This is a genomic window from Yoonia sp. BS5-3 (assembly GCF_038069655.2).
Lineage (GTDB): Bacteria > Pseudomonadota > Alphaproteobacteria > Rhodobacterales > Rhodobacteraceae > Yoonia > Yoonia phaeophyticola.
Genome location: NZ_CP150951.2, coordinates 1,077,789 through 1,098,939 on the forward strand (window position 1 = coordinate 1,077,789; position 21,151 = coordinate 1,098,939).

Sequence of the window (21,151 nt, forward strand, 5' to 3'; positions counted from 1 at the left end):
CAGAACGCCGCGTTTCAGTTGAGTGCGTTGTCGTGTTAGGTTTTCGAGATGAGACTGAAGCATGTGAACCTGACCGCACGAAACGCAGATCGTCTTGCCGCATTCTATCAGAACACCTTCGGGTTTGCGGAACGAAGACCACCCAAGCGGCTGTCTGGCGAGGCCGTGTCCCGTGGGAATGGGCTGCTAAACTCAGACATCTACGCAATCTGGTTGAACATGGACGATGATAGCGGCCCCTTCCTAGAGATCATGGAATACACCGACACGGTCAACAGGCCAAAGCCAGCGGTGAATGAAACAGGATATGGCCATCTTGCCTTTGAGGTGAGCAACCTGTCTGAGTGTGTTGAGAATGTGCTTCGGTTCGGTGGGTCGCTACAAGGTGAAATTACAAACTTTGGAACCAGCGAAATACCTCTTCTAATCGTCTATGTGCGTGACCCGGAGGGTAACATTCTGGAACTGGAACAACCTTCCTGCGAATGAGGTAGAACATTAGGCTTGCCGCGCAAAGGTTAGCTTTCGGCAGGCGGCGTCCGGGACCGTTGGGCTGTTTTCCGACCTCAAAAACCCGCTGGATAAACACGTCCTTCGTCTGCTTGTGCTGCATCATTGGCGGCGGATTGCTCTGCGATGCGGGGCATGGGCCCATGCCAGTCTGGTACCAAATGGGGTAGATTCCGGCTGAGTGCAGAATAGTACGTTAAGCCGGGACGGCATTGCTGCGGTTGATTGATTTGTTCACCCGTCAGTTGTATCGCTAATCATGCTGATGCTCAGTAAATGATTTCTGAGGCTTTCGATTGAAGGGGTAAGTGTTTGTTATCGTTAGCAGTGATTGGGTATCAGTTGACCATCGCATTATCGTTGTTAGCTGCGAGAGTGTTTGGCTCGGCATTCAACAAGCCTGACCTGCTATTCTGGGTCGCCATAGGGTGGACTGCTTTTACTTTTGCCTTTGTGTTCGTATCCCCGTTGCTGATCTTGCAACTCTTGGTCATTTGGGGTGTGACCGCTTGGATCAGACCGCCGGATGAGGCACCCGTTCCACCGCGTCCCAGCAAGCTTGAAACGCTGACGGCGCAAGATGAGGAATGGCCTCGCATTTTCCGACGTGTTTGCGAGTCGCCTGCTGAGGAAGCATTTCTTGACGCAATGGTATCAGCGTTTGATCTGAAACCTGACAAAGGTCGCCTATCTGGTGGTGGGCTGTTGTTGCAGATGCAGGTGCAAGTAGCGAAATACCGGCTCGACTTTCTCATCGACAAGGGGCTGGTCGTTGAGGTCGATGGCGCGGCATGGCACTCGTCGTCGGAGGCTAAGGAACGCGATGCTGAAAGGGATAAGGCCCTGACAGCTAAAGGGTTTCACGTTTTGCGTATTCCTGCGAAGATCACTCTCTACAATCCAGAGCAGGCGATAGCACAGGTTCGGGAAGCGCGGGCGCTCTGGTTGACCCAAAAGGCTCAGACGCGAGTGTCCGTGATAAAAAGGCAAAAGTATCTGAGCAGCGTGACGGCAGTCGGCCAGCGAACGCTCTTGCTGCGGTAGAAAGTAGTCTGGACAAACTCAGCGGCCGCATCAACGCATCCAACCAAAATTTTTCTGAGAAATGCGATCAGTTTCTCGAAACCTGGCAGGAGAAACTGGATGAAAGCCTTGAAAATGCCCAAAAGCAGGTGGAGGAACGGGACCGACATATTCGGGAAGAGCTGAATGCTGATCCGGAATTGCGAAAGATTTACGAAGAGTTGCAAGTGAACTGGGACGAGAAATGAAATTGAGCTTCAGAACAAATCCGCGGCGCTGATATCCGTTTTGACTGTGTCGGCCTGTATGTCCGCGCCGACATTCTACGACAATTACAAAGCTGGGCAGCCTCTGCGGGGCTTTGCTTACAAAGCTGGTGTTGGGTGGGCTGCAATAGATCGCGACAAGACAAATTGCGAGATTGAGGCCGCCCAGAGGGTACCGCAAAATATCGTGGTTCAAACATCGCCCAGCTATACGACACCAACCCAGACATACTGCAATCAGGTTGGCACACAGACCATTTGCAATACCACCGGCGGGCAGACTTATGGTGGCCAAACGACATCAACGGATGCCAATGCCGGTTTGCGATCACGAGCATACGCGCAATGCATGGCGCAGAAGAATTACCGTTTCGTGGATATCCCGGCATGCCCAACAGGGACCGATCTGTCATCTCAGCATAATGAAACCATCCTGCGGCCACTTTCGCGACGAACATGTTATCAAGCCTACCCGTCAGGAAGCTTTGCCATCGGAGATGGGTGATCTGCAGAGTTGCCGCACTTTTTTTGGCGGAGATGCCAGTGCCAGGCAGATCAAGCCTTCAGTACCCGCGTCCCATAGTCGCGCAAATTCCCTTTTGGATCCACGTATCGGTAGAGTGTGACGGGGCGGATACCGAGCTCTTTGCATAGTTCGGAAACAGAGGTGTCACGATTGGCCATTGCGGCCTGCGCCATGCGAACTTGCGCTTTCGTCAGTGCAAATTTCCGTCCGCCCTTGCGCCCTCTAGCACGGGCCGCTTGTAGCCCCGCCATGGTGCGTTCCCGGATCAGTTCGCTTTCAAACTCAGCCAAGGCGGCAAAGATGCCAAATGAAAGACGGCCTGCCGCCGTTGTGGTGTCGATCTGCGCGCCTTGTCCGGTCAGCACCTTGAGACCAACGCCCCGCTCGGACAATAAGCTGACAGTTTTGACAAGGTGATGGAGGCTGCGGCCCATGCGGTCGAGTTTCCACACGACCAGCACATCGCCTTTCCGCAACGCTTTTAGGCAGGATTCCAAGCCGAGCCGGTCATCTTTTTTGCCTGATGCCAGATCAGAATAGATCTGGTCCTCTGCGACACCTGCCGCGATCAGTGCATCCCATTGCAAATCGAGCGATTGGCTACCGTCCGCTTTCGAAACCCGCGCATAGCCGATCAGCATATTTCACAAACGGTCGTTTGAGGAATGGTTTGAACTTCCATCGTGATAGCCACATAAGCTGTTACATAATCAGTTTCTTATTCAACGGTACCCAATCACTCCCTTGAAAGCAAAAGAAACATGACGCATCGCACTATTCTGACAGAGCGGCAGCGCTCTGATCTTTTTGATCTACCGACTGACGAAGCCACAATCCTACAACACTACATCCTGTCTGATGAAGATCTGGAGAAATCATCCGGACCCGCCGCCGCGCGCGCAATCAGTTTGGCTTTGCGCTGCAGCTATGTGCGCTGCGTTACCCAGGGCGGTTGTTGGCGCCGGGAGAAACAATCCCCGAGCCACTGACAATGTTTCTGGCTGCTCAGCTTGGTCTTAATCCAGATGATCTGGTCGACTATGCGCATCGCGCCGAAACGCGCCGCACACATCTTATCGAGCTTCGATCTGTATTTGGTTACAAGATGTTTTCCGGCCGCGGTGCGCGTGATCTGCGAGCCTGGCTTGAACAAGCGGCCGAGACTGGCGGTTCGAACAAAGAATTGGCACAAGGATTTATTGAGCAATGCCGGCGCACCCAGACCATTCTGCCCGGCGTGTCGGTTATCGAGCGGTTGTGTGCAGATGCCCTTGTCGCCGCCGAGCGCCGAATAGAAGCCCGTATTGCAGATCGGCTTACCAATGTGGAGAGAGACCGCCTCGATGGCCTGCTGACAGAACTGGTCGGTGGTACCGTCAGCCGATTTGTCTGGCTCAGGCAGTTCGAGGTCGGCAATAACTCAGCGGGCGCGGCCCGCCTCATTGATCGCCTGGAGTTCCTGCACGGTCTGGGGCTTTGTCCAGAATTGCTAAGGGACATCCCACCTCATCGTGTCACGCGATTGCGCCGACAAGGAGAACGATACTTTGCGGATGGGCTACGGGATATCAGCGGAGACCGGCGGCTGGTAATCCTCACCATTTGCGCTGTGGAATGGCATGCGGCCATTTCGGATGCGCTTGTGGAAACCCATGACCGGATTGTTGGGAAGACTTGGCGGGAGGCAAAGAAAATATGCGACGCGAGGATTGCTGACGCGAAGCTCACGCTTCATGACACACTGAAATCGTTCAAGAACTTGGGAGCCGCCCTGCTGGAAGCAAAAGAGGATCAGGCCTCACTTGATGTGGCGACCGAAACGGCTTGTGGCTGGTCGCATCTGGAAGGCCTTGTCGCGACTGCCGCAGAATTGACGGATACTATGTCCGCCGACCCGCTCGCTCATGTGGTGCAGGGCTATCATCGCTTTCGGCGATATGCCCCACGTATGCTGCGCGCGCTCGACATCCATGCGGCAGCTGTAGCCGAGCCGCTCATGGCTGCCGCTACAGTCATTGAACGGGACCACAAAGATGGCCATCGGTCCAATAACTTCCTGCGACGTGGATCAAAATGACATCGTCACTTCAATGCAGGGAACGAAAACGACCATCGGCTGTGGGAGGTCGCAGTTCTTTTCCACCTGCGTGACGCCTTTCGGTCCGGCGATATCTGGCTGGTGCACTCTCGGCGCTACGTAGACCTGAAAAAAGCGTTGGTACCAATTGAAGCGGCGAAAGCTACACCCAGACTGACTGTGCCTTTCAACCCGGAATCTTGGCTTTCTGATCGCAAAGTTCGCTTGGCCGATGGACTTGAACGCCTCGCCAAAGCCGCCCGAATTGGCGCAACCCCCGGCGGATCAATTGAAAATGGTGTTCTGAAAATTGATCGGTTGAGTTCCGCAGTCCCAGAAGAAGCCGACTCGCTCGTGCTTGATCTCTATAACCGACTACCAGCCGTTCGCATTACGGATCTCCTGTTAGAAGTCGATGACGAGATAGGTTTTACCGATGCCTTCCTGCATCTGCGAACGGGCTCGCCCTGCAAGGATCGTATCAGCTTGCTGAACGTCTTGCTGGCTGAAGGCGTGAATCTTGGCTTGAGCAAAATGGCTGAGGCGACAAATACACACGATTTCTTTCAGCTATCGCGCCTCTCGCGGTGGCATATCGAAAGCGATGCCATCAACCGGGCATTGGCCATAGTCATCGACGCACAATCCAGATTGCCAATGGCAGTGCATTGGGGCGGCGGTGTCACAGCATCAAGCGACGGGCAGTTCTTTCCCGCCGCACGTCACGGCGAGGCAATGAACCTCATCAACGCAAAATTTGGCTCCGAACCTGGCCTGAAAGCCTATACCCATGTCTCGGATCAGTTTGGGCCGTTTGCCACCCAGAACATCCCGGCTACCGTCAATGAAGCACCTTATATCCTGGACGGGTTGCTGATGGATGAGACAGGTCGGAAAATCAAAGAACAATACGCCGATACAGGCGGCTTCACGGATCATGTGTTTGCTGTCACCGCATTGCTGTCCTATCGTTTCATTCCCCGTATCCGGGACCTACCATCGAAGCGGCTCTACCTCTTTGATCCCGCGTCAGCTCCGAAGGAATTGCGGGGGCTGATCGGTGGCAAAATCAGAGAAAAGCTCATTGCTGAAAACTGGCCAGACATCTTGCGCGCCGTGGCCACCATGGCTGCGGGCATCATGCCGCCCAGTCAGTTGCTGAAGAAATTCGCGGCCTACCCCCGTCAGCATGAGTTAGCCGTAGCCCTGCGCGAAATCGGGCGGATCGAACGGACGCTGTTCATCATTGACTGGCTGCTCGACGCTGATATGCAACGTCGCGCCCAGATCGGTCTGAACAAAGGAGAGGCGCATCATGCTTTGAAAAACGCGCTGCGCATCGGTCGTCAGGGCGAAATCCGGGACCGCACGGCCGAAGGCCAGCACTACCGCATGGCGGGGCTAAATCTGCTCGCAGCGATCATCATTTACTGAAATACAAAGCACCTCGGCCATGCTGTCGCTGCAAGAAGCCAATCCAGCCTCGACTGCTCACCCGCCCTTCTGTCGCACATCTCACCCCTCGGATGGGCGCATATCCTGCTCACAGGCGAATACAGGTGGAAAAACCGACCGTGACCGGCCTTAACGTACTATTCTGCACTCAGCCGGAATCTACCCCCAAATCGTGACATCGCGCGATGTTATATGCCACTGATTGCCTTTTTGGCCGCGACCGACCGAACCCCGCGAAGTATTGGGTGTTTCGATGCGTCATTGTCGTAGAGGGCCCTAACGCTCCACATCGGAAAAAGCTTTCATATCAATTGTGCGGCCAACCGGTGATATCTGCCCCATCCATTTTGCTTACAGGAATGTTTGCAAAGCGCCCGAATTTTAGCCATCTTCAAGCCGATGGAACTGTTACCCTTTACCCATAGCGCTTTCTTGATCGTAATGTCCTGCCTGGTCGCGCTTGTCGCTGGCTTTACCGGATTGTCATTGACCCGCGATCTATCCGCAAAGCCGATGTTCCAGAAAAAGGCTGCGATTGCCCTGTCGTCGGTGGCGCTGGGCGGCGGTATCTGGGCGATGCATTTTGTAGCCATGCTGGGCCTGCAATTGCCGATTCTGTTCTACTATGACGCCGCAATCACGCTGGTATCTGCCTTGTCGGCGATCTTGTTGGTGGGCGCGGCCCTGATCCTTTTGCATTTTGCCGAACGTACACCAAAGATCATCATGCTTGCGGGCGCAATCGTCGGGGTCGGCGTGCTGGTCATGCACTATATCGGCATGGCCGGGCTTGAGCTTTGCCGCGCGATCTATACCCCCCTGGGCGTCATCTTTTCATCCATTGTGGCCATCGGCCTATGCATGCTTGCCTTTTGGATTGCCTATGGGCACCGCACCAATCGCAATATCGTTTTGGGCACGTTTTGCTTTGCGACTGCGGTTTGCTCGGTGCATTTTCTGGCGATGGCTGGCACCGCCTTTGTCGCCGAGCCAGATTTGGCGGAGTTTGGCCCCTCAATGAGCAATGAGACCCTGGCCCTTGGCGTCATCTTTTTCAGCTTTGTGATTTTTGGCGCCTGTCTTTGGGTCAGCGTAACCTATCTGGTCCCGCCGGTAGATCAGCCCGCCGATGCCCCCAAACCCGAACCCGATCCGGCACCAACACCGCCGCAAACACTTGCCCCTGTGGCCCCGCAGGTTCCTTGCGAAAGGGATGGCGCAAAGGTCTTTGTACGTGCCGGTGATGTGCTGTTTCTGCGCGCGGATGGGCACTATTCCCAAGTCTATACTGAAAGTGAGCGCCTCTTCTGTGTGTGGCCCATCACCGAAGCCACCCGCCGCTTGCTTCCTGCCGGTTTTCTGCAGACCCATCGCAGTTATCTGGTCAATCCTGGCCGCGTCGCTCGGTTTGAGCGCAGCAAGGATAAGGGGCGCTGTGTCTTTGACGCACCTGACCTGCCCCCGGCCCCGGTCAGCCGCACCAAGCTGCGGGCGACTCAGGATGCACTTGCAAACCAGGATGGCGCAACTCGTGCATGAGCACGCGCATTTCGTGCAAAAACCCAGTCTTTCATTGATTTTCTAAAGTCAAAGTATGCCGTTGCATGCTCACCTATCCCTTAGCCAGATCAATCGCTTTTTTAGGGAGGAGAGCCGATGATTCCAGCGGCCTTTGAATATTACAGACCCAAGGACATGGCCGGTGTCCTATCCTTGCTTGAAGAACACGGCGATGATGCCCGTGTTATGGCGGGCGGCCACAGCCTGATCCCGATGATGAAGCTGCGCATGGCCGACGTGCCGCATCTGATCGACCTGCAAGATGTGGGCGGTCTGTCTGATATCGCCTTGGATGGGGACATGATCCGTATCGGTGCGATGGTCACGCAGGCCCAGATTATTGACCATGCGGGCTTGACCGAAAGCGCCCCGATCTTGCGCGAAGCCGCCCTGCAAATCGCCGATCCGCAGGTCCGTTATATGGGGACCGTCGGCGGCAATGTGGCCAATGGCGATCCGGGCAACGACATGCCCGGCTTGATGCAATGTCTTGATGCGACCTTCCATTTGATCGGTCCTGACGGGACCCGTGATGTCGCGGCCCGCGACTTTTACGAGGCCGCCTATATGACCGAGCGCGAAGACGAAGAAGTGCTGACAGGGGTGACCATCCCTGCTCCCACCGGCGGCTATGCCTATGAAAAGCAAAAGCGCAAAATCGGTGACTATGCCACCGCTGCAGCCGCTGTTCAGATCACCAAGGATGGGGGCGCCTGTGCCAGTGCCTCAATCGCGATGACCAATCTAAGCGATACACCAATCCATTCCCAAGCGGCCGCCGCCGCCCTTGTCGGCACACCCGTGGATGAGCCCGCGCTCAGCGCCGCTGTTGCCGCGATGCTGGCCGATATTGATCCGGTTGAGGATAATCGCGGCCCCGCCGCATTCAAAAGCCATGTCGCTGGCGTGATCCTGCGCCGCGCGATCACACGCGCCTGGTCGCGGGCCTGAGGGAGGAGACAAAGATGTCGAATAAGATGCATATTAAGTTGAATGTGAACGGCAAGGACGAGGAATTCCTCGCCGAACCGCGCGAATTGCTGATCTACACCCTGCGTGAGCGGCTGAATATCACTGGCCCGCATATTGGCTGCGAAACCTCGCATTGCGGGGCCTGCACGGTGACGATTGATGGCAAATCGGTCAAATCCTGCACCATGTTTGCCGCCCAAGCGGATGGGAAAGAGATCACCACAATCGAAGGGATCGGCGGCCCCGACGACCTGCACCCGCTGCAGGCTGCGTTCAAGGAACATCACGGCCTGCAATGCGGCTATTGCACGCCGGGCATGATCACCCGGGCCACCAAGTTGCTTGAAGAGAACCCCAACCCGACCGAGGAAGAAATCCGCTTTGGCATGGCTGGCAATATCTGCCGCTGTACCGGGTATCAGAACATCATCAAATCCATTCAGGCCGCCGCCGCCGAAATGTCAGCCGCGAAGGAGGCCGCAGAATGAAGGACGAAGTAACTCGCGACGAACGTATCGATAACCTCAAGGGGATGGGCTGCTCGCGCAAGCGGGTCGAAGACGCCCGCTTTACCCAAGGCAAGGGCAATTATGTCGATGACATCAAGCTGGACGGGATGCTGTTTGGCGATTTCGTCCGCTCGCCCTATGCCCATGCCCGGATCAAGAATATTGATACCGCTGCCGCCCTTGAGGTGCCTGGCGTGCTGGCCGTTTTGACCGCCGCTGATCTGGAACCGCTTGGCCTGCATTGGATGCCCACCTTGGCCGGTGACAAGCAAATGGTCCTGGCTGATGGCAAGGTCCTGTTTCAGGGCCAAGAGGTTGCATTTGTTGTCGCCGAAGACCGGTATGCCGCTGCCGACGGGATGGAGGCGGTCGAGGTCGAATATGAGGAACTGTCCGTCATCGTCGATCCGTTTGAAGCGCTGAAATCTGATGTGGTTTTGCGCGAAGATACGGTCGATGAAAACGGCAAGCCAACCGATGGCGCCCATGGGCCGCGCAACCATCCAAACCATATCTTCACCTGGGAAGCAGGCGACAAAGACCCCACAGAAGAGGTCATCGCCAATGCCGAAATCGTCGCCGAAGAGGAAATGTATTATCATCGCACCCATCCCTGCCCGCTGGAAACCTGCGGCTGTGTGGCATCGATGGACAAGGTCAATGGCAAGCTGACCCTATGGGGCACCTTCCAGGCGCCGCATGCAATCCGCACGATTGTCTCGCTGATCTCAGGTCTTGAAGAGCATAACATCCGCGTCATCAGCCCGGACATCGGCGGGGGCTTCGGCAATAAGGTCGGTGCATATCCGGGTTATGTGTGTTCTGTCGTCGCCTCCATCGTGACCGGCAAACCCGTCAAATGGATCGAAGACCGGATGGACAATCTGATGACCACGGCCTTCGCCCGCGACTATTGGATGAAAGGCAAGATCAGCGCTACGCCAGAGGGGAAGATCACCGGCCTTCATTGCCATGTCACGGCGGATCATGGCGGCTTTGATGCCTGTGCCGATCCGACAAAATTCCCGGCAGGGTTTATGAATATCTGTACCGGGTCATATGATATCCCGACCGCCTATCTGGCGGTGGATGGGGTCTATACCAACAAGGCCCCTGGCGGTGTCAGTTATCGCTGTTCGTTCCGCGTGACCGAGGCTGTCTATTTCATCGAACGGATGATTGAGGTTTTGGCCATCAAGCTGGACATGGACGCTGCTGAGCTGCGCCGCATCAACTTTATCAAGAAAGAACAGTTCCCCTATACCGCCGCACTTGGCTGGGAATATGACAGTGGCGATTACCACACCGCTTGGGACAAGGCGCTGAAGGCCGTCGACTATGACGGGCTGCGCGCAGAGCAGGCGCAACGTGTCGCGGATTTCAAGGCCGGGAAAACCCGCAAGCTGATGGGCATCGGGCTATCATTCTTTACCGAGATCGTCGGGGCTGGCCCGGTCAAGAATTGCGATATTCTGGGCCTGGGGATGTTCGATAGCTGCGAAATTCGCATCCACCCCACAGGGTCAGCGATTGCGCGGCTTGGCACCATTAGCCAGGGTCAGGGCCACGCAACAACCTTTGCGCAGATCCTCGCCTCAGAAATCGGGCTGCCTGCGGACAGTATCACCATCGAAGAAGGTGATACTGACACTGCACCTTACGGTCTGGGGACTTATGGTTCTCGCTCAACCCCTGTAGCGGGGGCGGCCACGGCCATGGCGGGGCGCAAAATCCGCGCCAAGGCGCAGATGATCGCGGCCTATCTGTTGGAAGTGCATGACAATGACGTCGAATTTGATGTCGACCGCTTTGTTGTCAAAGGCGCGCCCGAGCGGTTCAAGACCATGAAAGAAGTCGCTTTTGCCGCCTATAACCAAGCGATCCCAGGGATCGAGCCAGGGCTAGAGGCGGTCAGCTATTATGATCCGCCCAATATGACCTATCCGTTCGGGGCGTATATCTGCGTGATGGATATCGATGTGGATACCGGCGTGACTGATATTCGGCGCTTCTATGCGCTGGATGATTGCGGCACGCGGATCAACCCGATGATCATCGAAGGCCAGGTCCATGGTGGCCTGACCGAGGCGCTAGCCGTCGCGTTGGGCCAGGAAATTGCCTATGATAATATGGGCAATGTGAAGACCGGCACATTGATGGATTTCTTCCTGCCGACCGCATGGGAAGTGCCCAATTACGAAACCGACTACACCGTCACCCCGTCCCCGCATCATCCGATTGGCGCCAAGGGCGTGGGCGAAAGCCCCCATGTAGGCGGTGTGCCGTGTTTCTCAAATGCTGTGCAGGATGCGTTCCGCCCCTTTGGGAACACGCATACGAACATGCCGCATGATCATTGGCGGATTTGGAAAACAGCGAATGGGCTGGGTCTGCACGACTAAGCGCGCTCACGGCGCCCCGGGCTTGCCCCGGGGCCTCTTACTCTCTTCTTTTGCCAGAGGTCCTGGGTCAGGCCCGGGACACGAGATACCAAATGTCCTACCAATCACTTCAAACAAACCTGGCGGACCAGGGCTATGTTGCATCGGATGATTTAGCCGTTGCATTGCAGCTGGCCTTGTCCCTTGGCCGCCCCTTGTTGCTGGAAGGGGCTGCTGGCGTTGGCAAAACCGAAATTGCCCGGACCTTGTCAGCGGTCCAGGACACGCAATTGATACGGTTGCAATGCTACGAAGGTCTGGACGCATCACAGGCAATTTATGAATGGAACTACCAACGCCAATTGCTAGCGATCCGCGCATCAGCAGAGGATGGGCAGACGGGCAAAGCCGTCGAAGACCGCATCTTTTCGCGCGATTTCCTGCTGGAGCGCCCCTTGCTGGCCGCCATCACCCAAGATGTATCCCCGGTTCTGCTGATTGATGAAATTGACCGCGCTGACGAAGAATTTGAGGCCTATCTCTTGGAAATCCTGTCCGATTTTCAGGTCTCTATTCCTGAGCTTGGCACGATTACCGCAACCACCCGCCCGATTGTCATCCTGACATCCAACGGCACCCGCGATCTGTCGGATGCACTGCGCCGCCGGTGTCTTTATACCTATGTGCCCTATCCAGACCGCGCGACTGAACTGGCCATCCTGAACGCGCGCTGCCCGGATATCGAGGCCCAGCTGGCCGCACAAATCATCGGATTTGTCCAAAAGCTACGCGAGGAAGAACTTGAAAAGACCCCCGGCATCGCCGAGATGCTGGATTTCGCCGCTGCATTGATGGGCCTTGGAATTGCGGACCTGACCGAAGACCCAGCCATCCTGCAATCGACCCTGACCACGCTTTTGAAAACCCAATCTGACCAGGCCAGTATCACCCCCGAGGTCGCAGGCCGCATTGCAGGCAAAGCCGCATGAGCCGCGTCACCAAATTTGCCGCCCGCGATCCTGGTCCAGCCGCCCGTATGACTGGTTTTATCGCCCATTTGCGCGAAAATGGGTTGCGGCTGGGTGTCGCCGAGGCGGATCTTGCCTTGGCGGCATTGACTCAAATTGAGGCCATCCGCCCCGATGACAGCCGCCGCGCGCTGCGCGCTGTGTGCACCGGCTGCAAGGAAGAGGCCGAACGGTTCGATGACCTGTTCGACAGTTTCTGGATGGATATGGGCCGGGTAAAGCAAAAGACGGTGCCCACCCAATCTGCGCCGCCCAGCGACAATGTTCATTCCTCGCGCGATGCCAAGGGCGAAGATGCGGGCAGCGCAGGCAGCGCCACAGCGCCTGATGATCGGGGCGATAGCGATGCTGCGGGCGATGGAACGGGTAAGCTGATCGCATCTGAGACAAGCAATATGGCCCAAAAGGACCTGCGTGAAATGGTCCGCCCCGATGAAATCGCCAAGGCCGAAGAGGTCGCCCGCCTGATCGGCGCAGCCCTGCGCGACACCCGGTCGCGCCGCCGCATCGCCGCCCGCCGCGGCGACCGGCTGCACTTTCGCAAGACCATCCGCAGCAGCCTGGCCACAGGGGGCGAGCCGCTTCGCCTGATGAAAAAACGCAGACCGGACCGGACCCGCAAGATCGTGGCGCTTTGCGATGTGTCGGGATCAATGACCGTGTATGCGCAGGTTTTTCTGGCGTTTCTTGCCGGGTTGATGCGCGCTGATATGCAGGCCGATGCCTATCTGTTCCACACCCGTCTGGTGCGAATCACCGAGGCTTTGCGCGACAAGGATGCGATGCGTGCCATTGGCCGCCTATCGTTGATGGCTGACGGGTTTGGCGGTGGTTCAAAGATCGGGCCATCGCTGATGCGCTTTGCAGATACCTATGCCAAACGGTTCGTTGATGGGCGCAGCGTCGTGCTGATCTTGTCAGATGGGTATGACACCGAAGCGCCCGATCTGATTGGCAAGGCACTGACCAAACTGCGCAAACGCGGCTGCAAGGTGATTTGGCTGAACCCGCTAAAAGGGTGGGCCGATTATGCGCCGGTTGCGGCCGGCATGGCCGCGGCCCTTCCGCATCTTGATCTGTTTGCACCGGCCAACACCTTAGGCGATCTGGCCGCGCTTGAGCAGGAGCTGACACAGCTATGACCCCGGCTGAGATCATGTCCACCGATTTGGCCGAGGCCGCGCAAGAACTGCGCGCGCGGGATGAACCCTTTGCCTTTGCGACCATCGTGCGCACGGCAGGGGCTACGGCAGCCAAGCCGGGCGCGAAGGCATTGCTTAGCGCTGATGGCACGATCTTGCATGGCTGGCTGGGCGGCGGCTGCACGCGCGGGGCGGTCAAACGGGCCGCATTGCAGGCCCTGCAAGATGGCGCACCACAACTGATTTCAGTCGCCCCCGAGGATTTGCTGGCCGAAAAAGGCGTCAGCGCCGGGGACGAGGTTGATGGCACGCGCTTTGCCCGCAATGGCTGCCCGTCACGCGGGACGGTCGATATCTTTATCGAACCTTGCCTGCCGCTACCGCAACTGACTGTCATGGGCAGCTCGCCGGTTGCACAGGCGCTTGTCGCGCTCGCCCCGCAATTTCATTGGGCGGTCACCGCAGCACCCGGCGCTGAAAAACCCCACCAGCAACGCTTTATCGTGATCGCCACCCAAGGCCAGGGCGATCTGGATGCGCTTAAATCCGCATTGGGCAGCCGCCCAACCTATGCGTCCTTCGTTGGCAGCGCCCGTAAATTTGCGACCTTGGCGGCAAAGCTTGAGGCCGCAGGCATCGCCCGCCCCTTGATCGATCAGGTTAAGGCCCCCGCCGGGCTTGATCTGGGTGCGGTCACCCCCGAGGAAATCGCGCTTTCGATCCTGGCCGAACTGGTCCAGGCCCGCCGGTCTGCCATGACTGCCCCCCAAACTGACACTGCAACGGAGACGACCTGATGAAAAAACTAAAGTCGACTATTGCACGAATTCACCGCAAACTGATGCTAACGCCCAAACAGGCGGAACAATTAGCAGCGATCAAATTCCCCTGTTGTTAAGAAGGAAAACAAATGGAACTCGCAGACGAAATCGTCATCAACGCCCCCAAGGAAAAGGTTTATGCCGCGCTCAATGACCCGGAAATCCTGCAGCAATGCATCCCTGGCTGCGAAGAGCTGGTCAAACATTCGGATACCGACCTAGAGGCCAAGGTCGTTTTGAAAGTCGGCCCAGTGAAGGCGAAATTCAGCGGCGATGTGCAGCTTGATACCGCCGGGGCACCCGATGCATTTTCGCTGACAGGGCAAGGCAATGGCGGCGCGGCGGGCCATGCCAAGGGCGGGGCCGATGTCACATTGACGGCGGATGGTCCGGACAGCACCATCCTGCGATATGAGGCCAAGGCCGAAATCGGTGGCAAGCTTGCCCAGCTCGGCAGCCGTCTGATCCAGGGCACGGCCAAGAAACTGGCGGCGAAGTTCTTTAAATCATTCGCTGATGTGGTCAATGAAGACGCCACTGCCTAACACGCTGGCCTATGCCGAACACGCGTCAGAGATCGTCGCAAAAGGGGCTGCGTGTATCGCGGCCTCTGAACGCTTTGCGCTGATCACATCGCTGGCGATTGAGGGCGGCGCGGCCCGGGCGGTTGGATCGCTTGCATTGGTTGACCAAACCGGCCTGATGACCGGCTATCTGTCAAACGGCTGCATTGATCGCGATATTCAGCTTCACGCCATGGATGCTTTGCAAACGGGGCAGAAAAAGCTGATCCGCTATGGCGATGGGTCGCGCTATGCCGACCTGAAACTGCCCTGCGGCGGGGCGCTGACCGTGTTGATTGACCCGGCCCCCGATCATGCGGCCATCACCGCCGCCCATGGCGGATTTCTGGCCCGCAAACCAATAAGCATGGATTTCCAAGGAACCGATGAAACCGGCGCCACTCTGGCACGGCGGTTCACCTATGCCCCGCAAACCCGGCTGGTTTTGGCAGGGCGCGGTGCGATCTTTCGCTCGGTTGCGCAAATTGCCCATGCGACGGGCTATGATCTGCGCCTGCTATCGCCCGAGGCCGAAGACCTCGCGGCGATTGGCCATCTGGCCAGTGCTGATCCGGTGCATCTGACCACGCCGGACGGGCCTGCGCCCTTAGACGGGATTGATGCCTATTGTGCCTTTTTGACCCTGTTTCATGATCACGACTGGGAGCCATCCCTGCTAAAGGCGGCCCTTGATACATCTGCCGGGTTTATCGGCAGCTTGGGCAGTCAACGAACCCATGCCATGCGCTGCGCGACATTGGCCGATATGGGCATTGACGAAAGGGCGCTGAAGCGGCTGCGCGGCCCGATCGGGTTGGTGCCGTCTTTGCGGGATGCGTCCTCAATCGCGGTATCGACATTGGCCGAAATCGTCGCGGCCTTCCCCGAAGCGGTTGAGATGCAACCGGACAACACGATTGCGACAGCGACGGTTGATTGACGGGCACAGCGGCAAAACAAATTGCGGTTGTTGGGATAGCTCTGCTAAGCCAGCGTAATGAATTCTGACCTTCCAAACCCCACTTCGGTCCCGCATCTCAGCCCCGTTTTGCACAAAGCCCTTTGGCTTGGCCTTTTGGTGATCTTAGCGCTGGTTCTTCTGCCAACGCTAAGCAGATCCCATGTCGAAGGGTTCACCTACCTGACCGAGACGATGTCGTTGCTCTGGCGGGATGTGTCCGCGACAGACCCGATTTGGGACATTTCCTATCGCTATTTCTATGTCTCGCGGCCTGGAACAATCTGGTTGATGGCGCCGCTGTCGGCGCTTGTGCCCGGCGCGGGCTATGATCTGCTGATGTGGATCATGATGCCAGCCGCATTTAGCGGGTTGATCGTGCTAACCAAGTTGTGGACCGGTGCGACCTGGCTGGGCTGCACCGCAGCACTGTTGTTTATCCCGCTGATGTTGGATGTGCAGTTTTTCCACAATGACAATCTGGCGGCCTTCAGCTTTGCGGTATGGGGATTGGCCCTTGTGACCTGGTCCAAACGCGGCATTGCGATCTTTGCTGCGGGCATGTTTTTGGCGATTGCGATACTGTGCAGGCTCGACCAGCTTCTCTTGCTGCCCCTGTTTTTCGGCATCGCGGTGATTGGGGCACCGCGGATCAGTGTCGCGGCGCTGCGGGTGGGACTGATGGCGGCAGGCGTGCTGGCCATGCACGGGCTTGCCGCTTTGCTCGACCCGCAAGTCGTGAATCTGTTCTACCGCATCGATGTTGTGACCGGAGCGGACGCGCTTTGGAGACGTGGTAATTTCTCATTTGGCATCAAAGTTCTGCGCGACAGTGCGGCCGCGATGCTCGCATTCGGAGCGGGTCTGCCCGCCATTTTGTATGGCTACAAGATACTGGCCGAACGGCGCCGTGACGCGCAATCAGAAGGATTGCTTGCGCCAAACCATTTGCTGCTCTTGCTTTTGCTGATTTACCCGGTTTTGATCTACGGTGTGACTGTTGGGAAGTATTACGACCCGCGCGGCTTCATGACGGTTGTTCCCCTGATTGCCCCCGCAATCGCGTTGGCCATAGATCGCCACATCCTGCTGCCCATCAGCGATCACGATCCGAACGACCCGGAACAGCGCAAACTGCCTTTGGCGTTGATGCTGCTTTTTCTGGTCGTTCCAGGCGTGCCGCCCATCGCGGATTTCACTGCCATCCGCCCTGAATCCGAAAATGCCGTACCGACACTGACCGGACGGGTGTGGTACGGGCATAGCTGGCGACACTGGCAACAGGGTTTTGAGAGGGCAGAGGATGAAGCCACAGCGCTGATGGACGCTGTCCAGGAAACATCCGAACCAGCCATCATCATATCGACCCAATGGACCCTTGATCGATTGTTGCAAAGCACGATGGCAACCCAGGGCTATCGGCCCGTACCATCACAGTTGGACGCATGTCAGGATTATGTAGAAGCCTGGCAAAAACCCGGTGGGTCAACGCTTTATCACTTGCGAACCCATGTGCCATTCTTCCCAAACGGAGAGGTCTACACAGCCGCCCTGTTCCAGTTATTTGGCGAAAATTGCATCAGACAATTCGACCCCAATCGGCGATTTACCATGACAACGATTATTGCAGCCACCGCCGAAACCAAAAGAGAGATCACACTTACCCCCGAACCGGGTGGATTTTTCAAAGTACCGGACAGCGCCTTGGAAACACTGGCTGCCGACGCGTATGATACATTGGTCGAAGGTGATCCCGATATCGATGCCGTCGCTGAGGTGCTGCTCGGGCGGGCACATGCGGTTTTGAACGGCCAATAAGGCGCTGCGGGGTCGGTTAATCACCCCCTGTTTGATAAACCCACACCCCATCCGCGTTCAGGTGCCGGGTGGCGCGCCCCGCAAGGTAGAGGTGATTGACATGGGCCACGGCCTCAACCAAGGCCAGCCCGTATTCCCCTTCGCCAATGCTGCGCTTGAATAGCGCTGGAAAACACGCGGTTGCGCTTTGGGGTATGGTCAGAAATTCTGACAAACGGCGCAGCGCGCTGTGGTGATTGTCGATCAACTGACGCAAGCGCAGGGGCAGCCCCTTATAGGGCAGTTTGTGGCCACCCAGAACCAGCTGATCTTCACGGGCGAAGTCCTGAAACCGCTCACAGCTTTCCAGCCATTCGGCGACCGGGTCGGCCTCTGGCTCGGTCGGGTAGACGCCCAGATTGGGGCTTATCGAGGGCAGCAGCTGGTCGCCGCCGATCACCAGATTGTCGTCCCGGCTCCAGAAGGTGGCATGTGCAGGCGCATGGCCATTGCCCATGCGGATGTCCCAGGTGCGGCCGCCCATCTGGATCGTGCCGCCCTCGATCAAACCGGTGAAGCCAAGGGGCAGCGGATCAACGCAATCGATGAAGTTGAACGGTCGCTCGGCCTGACGTTTAGCCAGAAGGGCGGGGTCCATGCCGGCGCGTTTGTAGAATGTCATCGTCTCGGGTGGGGGGGTGGCCTGTTCATCCAGTGTCAGCATCCGGGTCATCAGCCAGGCGGTACGTGACATCTGTAAATCCGACCCTTTACCGACAAAATATCCCGCCATGCCCACATGGTCAGGATGATGGTGGGTGACGACAGTGCGGGTGACAGGTTTTCCTGCGAGCGGGCCGCTCAGCAGGGCCTCCCAAATCGCTTTTGTGCGTTTGGAGGACATGCCCGTGTCGATGATTGTCCAGCCATCCCCGTCATCCAGCGCATAGACATTCACATGGTCCAGTGCCATTGGCAGCGGAAGTCTGATCCAAAGGACGCCTTCGGCGACTTCAATGATTGCGCCTTCGGCGGGGGGCGTATCCCAGGGGTAAGTGATCATGGGACCGGGTTACGTGCCCGGCGCGGCGGGGGCAAGCCCGGCCTCTTCCCGAAAACGTGCGGCCCAATCGGCATTGCGTGCATCGCTCAGGCGGGCTGTGCCAGGTCTGATGCCGTCAGCCTTGCGCTCATCACAGCCCAGGAAGTGCAGAACACGGCGCAATTGGTCGTTCGGGTCCTGCGCAAGGTCTTCATAGGCCACTTGCAGCGGCGTGATGTTTTGCCCGTCGAACCAGCTGTTCCAATTGCCATGCCCGACGCTGACTTCTTCATAGATCGCGTGGATTGCATCAAAATCATAGTCAGGCTCAGCTGGCGGTCGGGTCCGTTCCAGCTCGGACCCATCCGCGTTGCGATGCCAAAGCCCGGATTGATCAGCGATAACGTAAGAGACGGCTTCGGCCACCAGATCGCGGCGGGCGAGATGGATGAACTTCAAGGGCCCGAAGGCAGCTTGCAACCGATCAAGGTCTGTTTGGGCCGCGGGGAAGAGGACCCCGAGCCGTTGAATGAAATCAGGCACATTGTTCTGCCACATGATCCGCATGCCGAAACACCCCGTATTGGCGCTGCCATGGGTTAGGGCCGCATCAATGTAGGATTGGTCAAAGTCATCCAAACTGGGCGCAGGAACGTCCCACTCTGCCGCGAAATCCGCCAGGGATTGCGGCCGAAAGAACGAATTCGGCTTGCCCGCCACCCCGGTTTGGCTGAGCAGATCACATAGCAGCGTGCTGCCACTGCGCGGCATGGTGCAAATCAGATAGCCCTGTTCAGGCCGCAAGATCATCGGCGCTGATCGCCATCAAATCATCGGCCCCTTCACGCACATGCGCCAAAAGGCTGGCATGTTCGGGCAGCAGCCGCTTGATGTAAAAGCGCGCCAATTTGATCCTTACAGCATCCCCGGCCATCGCCGCGCTTAGATGCGCATGCCCGCCCAGCACCCGCGCAAAGGCCCGCAAATAGGGCACGGCACCGGCAAACCGTTGGGTCAGATCATCTTGTTCGACCAGCCATTCGGTTGTCTCGCGCAAGGTTTCGGCGGCCTGCCAGACAGCTTCGGCCAGATCCGGATAAGTGCCTTTGGCAGCTTCTGCGCCTTGCTCGATTTCTTCAAGAAGGCGAAAGGCGGCCTCGCCCCCGTCCATCAATTTACGCGCCACAAGGTCCATGGCCTGGATGCCGTTGGTGCCTTCGTAAATGGCCGTCACCCGCACGTCGCGGCTGAATTGGGCGGCGCCGGTTTCCTCGATAAAGCCCATGCCACCATGGACTTGCACCCCCGTGCTGGACACGTCGATGCCCACATCTGTACCGAAGGCTTTGCCAATCGGCGTCAAGAACGCGGCGCGCGCTTTCCAGCCCGCATCGCCGGTGGCTGTTGTCATATCAATCGCAACCGCGTTCATCATCGCGATGGCCCGGGCCGCAAAAACATCGGCCTTCATCGTGCTCAGCATCCGGCGGACATCGGCGTGTTCGATGATCGCACCTGAACCCGGCGCTTTGCCCTGTTTGCGTTCCTGCGCATAGGCGATGGCATGCTGCAACGCGCCCTCGGCGGCGCCAATGCCCTGCACGCCAACCCCAAGCCGGGCGTTGTTCATCATGGTGAACATCGCGGCCATACCGCCATGCTCCGGCCCCACCAGCCAGCCCTGCGCGCCGGAATATTCCATCACAGCCGTGGGCGAGCCATGCAGACCCATTTTATGTTCCAGGCTGACGACGCGCAGATCGTTTTGCTTGCCGGGATTGCCCTCTGAATCAGGGATGTATTTCGGCACCATGAACAGACTGATCCCTTTGGTCCCAGGTACCCCGTCCGGCAGGCGTGCCAATACCAGATGGCAGACATTTTCGGTGAAATCATTATCACCCCAGCTGATATAAATCTTCTGGCCAGTGACCGCATAGGTCCCGTCGCCATTGGGCTCGGCCTTTGCGCGCAGCGCGCCCACATCTGACCCTGCCTGCGGCTCGGTCAGGTTCATCGTGCCACACCATTCGCCCGAGATCAGCTTGGGCAAATAAGTTTCCTTCAACGCGTCGCTGGCGTGATGCTCAAGCGCTTCGATCTGGCCTTGGGTCATCAGCGGGTTCAACTGCAGCGACAAACACGCCCCGGCCATCATTTCATTGACAGCGGTCGTCAAGGTCATGGGCAGGCCCATGCCGCCATGCTCGGCCCCTGCTGACATGCCGATCCAACCGCCCTCGGCAATGGCTTTATAGCCATCTGCAAAGCCCGGCGACGTGCGTACGATCCCGTTCTCCAGATGCGCCGGATGCAGATCGCCGTTGCGGTTCAGCGGGGCCAGGATATCGTCGCACATCTTCCCCGCCTCGGACAGGATCGCATCAACCATATCGGGGGTACTTTCGGCGAAGCGATCTGTTTTTGCGACCTCTTCAAAGCCGATGACGTGGTCCATCAGGAAACGATAATCGCCAGTGGGCGCACGATAAGGCATTGTTTTATCTCCGAATTTCGCGAC

General features: G+C 57.5%; 16 protein-coding genes and 1 pseudogene. 13 read left to right on the forward strand and 4 right to left on the reverse strand.

Going from position 1 to position 21,151, the window contains the following annotated elements; all coding sequences use genetic code 11:
- Positions 1-48 precede the first annotated feature (48 nt).
- Together AABB29_RS05575 and AABB29_RS05580 are read left to right on the forward strand one after the other, a co-directional pair.
- Complete coding sequence (locus AABB29_RS05575) at positions 49-489, forward strand: VOC family protein (RefSeq protein ID WP_341367879.1); 441 nt, start codon at positions 49-51, stop codon at positions 487-489.
- A 363-nt stretch (positions 490-852) separates the two neighbouring features.
- On the forward strand, positions 853-1,554 hold the full coding sequence (locus AABB29_RS05580) for a DUF559 domain-containing protein (protein ID WP_341367878.1): 702 nt from the start codon (positions 853-855) through the stop codon (positions 1,552-1,554).
- 800 nt (positions 1,555-2,354) lie between these two features.
- On the opposite strand, the gene AABB29_RS05585 is transcribed toward AABB29_RS05580, so the two are convergent.
- Positions 2,355-2,966, reverse strand: a complete 612-nt coding sequence (locus AABB29_RS05585; protein ID WP_341367877.1) for a recombinase family protein — start codon at positions 2,964-2,966, stop codon at positions 2,355-2,357.
- A gap of 120 nt (positions 2,967-3,086) precedes the next feature.
- Here AABB29_RS05585 and AABB29_RS05590 point away from each other — a divergent pair.
- The 11 genes and pseudogenes from AABB29_RS05590 to AABB29_RS05640 all read left to right on the forward strand — a co-directional run bounded on the left by AABB29_RS05590 (position 3,087) and on the right by AABB29_RS05640 (position 17,609).
- A pseudogene (locus AABB29_RS05590) lies at positions 3,087-5,980 on the forward strand (Tn3 family transposase).
- Positions 5,981-6,256: 276 nt separating this feature from the next.
- The gene (locus AABB29_RS05595; protein ID WP_341367876.1) at positions 6,257-7,396 is read left to right on the forward strand and encodes an MHYT domain-containing protein; all 1,140 of its coding nucleotides are present in this window, start codon (positions 6,257-6,259) and stop codon (positions 7,394-7,396) included.
- Between the two features lie 117 nt (positions 7,397-7,513).
- Positions 7,514-8,368, forward strand: a complete 855-nt coding sequence (locus AABB29_RS05600; protein ID WP_341367875.1) for a xanthine dehydrogenase family protein subunit M — start codon at positions 7,514-7,516, stop codon at positions 8,366-8,368.
- Positions 8,369-8,382: 14 nt separating this feature from the next.
- Entirely contained in the window at positions 8,383-8,877 is a 495-nt protein-coding gene (locus AABB29_RS05605) for a (2Fe-2S)-binding protein (RefSeq protein WP_341367874.1), read from the forward strand.
- Positions 8,874-11,300, forward strand: a complete 2,427-nt coding sequence (locus AABB29_RS05610) for an aerobic carbon-monoxide dehydrogenase large subunit (RefSeq protein WP_341367873.1) — start codon at positions 8,874-8,876, stop codon at positions 11,298-11,300. The genes AABB29_RS05605 and AABB29_RS05610 overlap by 4 nt, the downstream gene beginning before the upstream one ends.
- Before the next feature lie 92 nt (positions 11,301-11,392).
- Positions 11,393-12,268, forward strand: a complete 876-nt coding sequence (locus AABB29_RS05615; protein ID WP_341367872.1) for a MoxR family ATPase — start codon at positions 11,393-11,395, stop codon at positions 12,266-12,268.
- Positions 12,265-13,449 carry a VWA domain-containing protein gene (locus tag AABB29_RS05620; RefSeq protein WP_341367871.1) on the forward strand — a complete coding sequence of 395 codons (1,185 nt, stop codon included), beginning with the start codon at positions 12,265-12,267 and terminating at the stop codon, positions 13,447-13,449. Before AABB29_RS05615 ends, AABB29_RS05620 begins: the two co-directional genes overlap by 4 nt.
- Positions 13,446-14,246, forward strand: coding sequence for an XdhC family protein (locus AABB29_RS05625; RefSeq protein ID WP_341367870.1), 801 nt, complete (start codon positions 13,446-13,448; stop codon positions 14,244-14,246). Before AABB29_RS05620 ends, AABB29_RS05625 begins: the two co-directional genes overlap by 4 nt.
- 113 nt (positions 14,247-14,359) lie before the next feature.
- Positions 14,360-14,815, forward strand: coding sequence for a carbon monoxide dehydrogenase subunit G (locus AABB29_RS05630; protein WP_341367869.1), 456 nt, complete (start codon positions 14,360-14,362; stop codon positions 14,813-14,815).
- On the forward strand, positions 14,796-15,773 hold the full coding sequence (locus AABB29_RS05635; RefSeq protein WP_341367868.1) for an XdhC family protein: 978 nt from the start codon (positions 14,796-14,798) through the stop codon (positions 15,771-15,773). Before AABB29_RS05630 ends, AABB29_RS05635 begins: the two co-directional genes overlap by 20 nt.
- A gap of 57 nt (positions 15,774-15,830) precedes the next feature.
- Positions 15,831-17,609 (forward strand): hypothetical protein, encoded by a 1,779-nt coding sequence (locus tag AABB29_RS05640; protein WP_341367867.1) that lies wholly within the window; start codon positions 15,831-15,833, stop codon positions 17,607-17,609.
- 16 nt (positions 17,610-17,625) lie between these two features.
- Here AABB29_RS05640 and AABB29_RS05645 read toward each other — a convergent pair whose 3' ends face one another.
- From AABB29_RS05645 to AABB29_RS05655, 3 genes are read right to left on the reverse strand one after another with little or no spacing between them, the layout of a single operon-like run.
- The gene (locus tag AABB29_RS05645) at positions 17,626-18,651 is read right to left on the reverse strand and encodes an MBL fold metallo-hydrolase (protein ID WP_373636818.1); all 1,026 of its coding nucleotides are present in this window, start codon (positions 18,649-18,651) and stop codon (positions 17,626-17,628) included.
- A 9-nt stretch (positions 18,652-18,660) separates the two neighbouring features.
- A complete protein-coding gene (locus tag AABB29_RS05650; protein WP_341367866.1) occupies positions 18,661-19,440 on the reverse strand; it encodes a Stf0 family sulfotransferase in 780 nt (259 codons plus the stop codon).
- Positions 19,424-21,127, reverse strand: coding sequence for an acyl-CoA dehydrogenase (locus AABB29_RS05655; RefSeq protein ID WP_341367865.1), 1,704 nt, complete (start codon positions 21,125-21,127; stop codon positions 19,424-19,426). Before AABB29_RS05655 ends, AABB29_RS05650 begins: the two co-directional genes overlap by 17 nt.
- Positions 21,128-21,151: the final 24 nt, after the last annotated feature.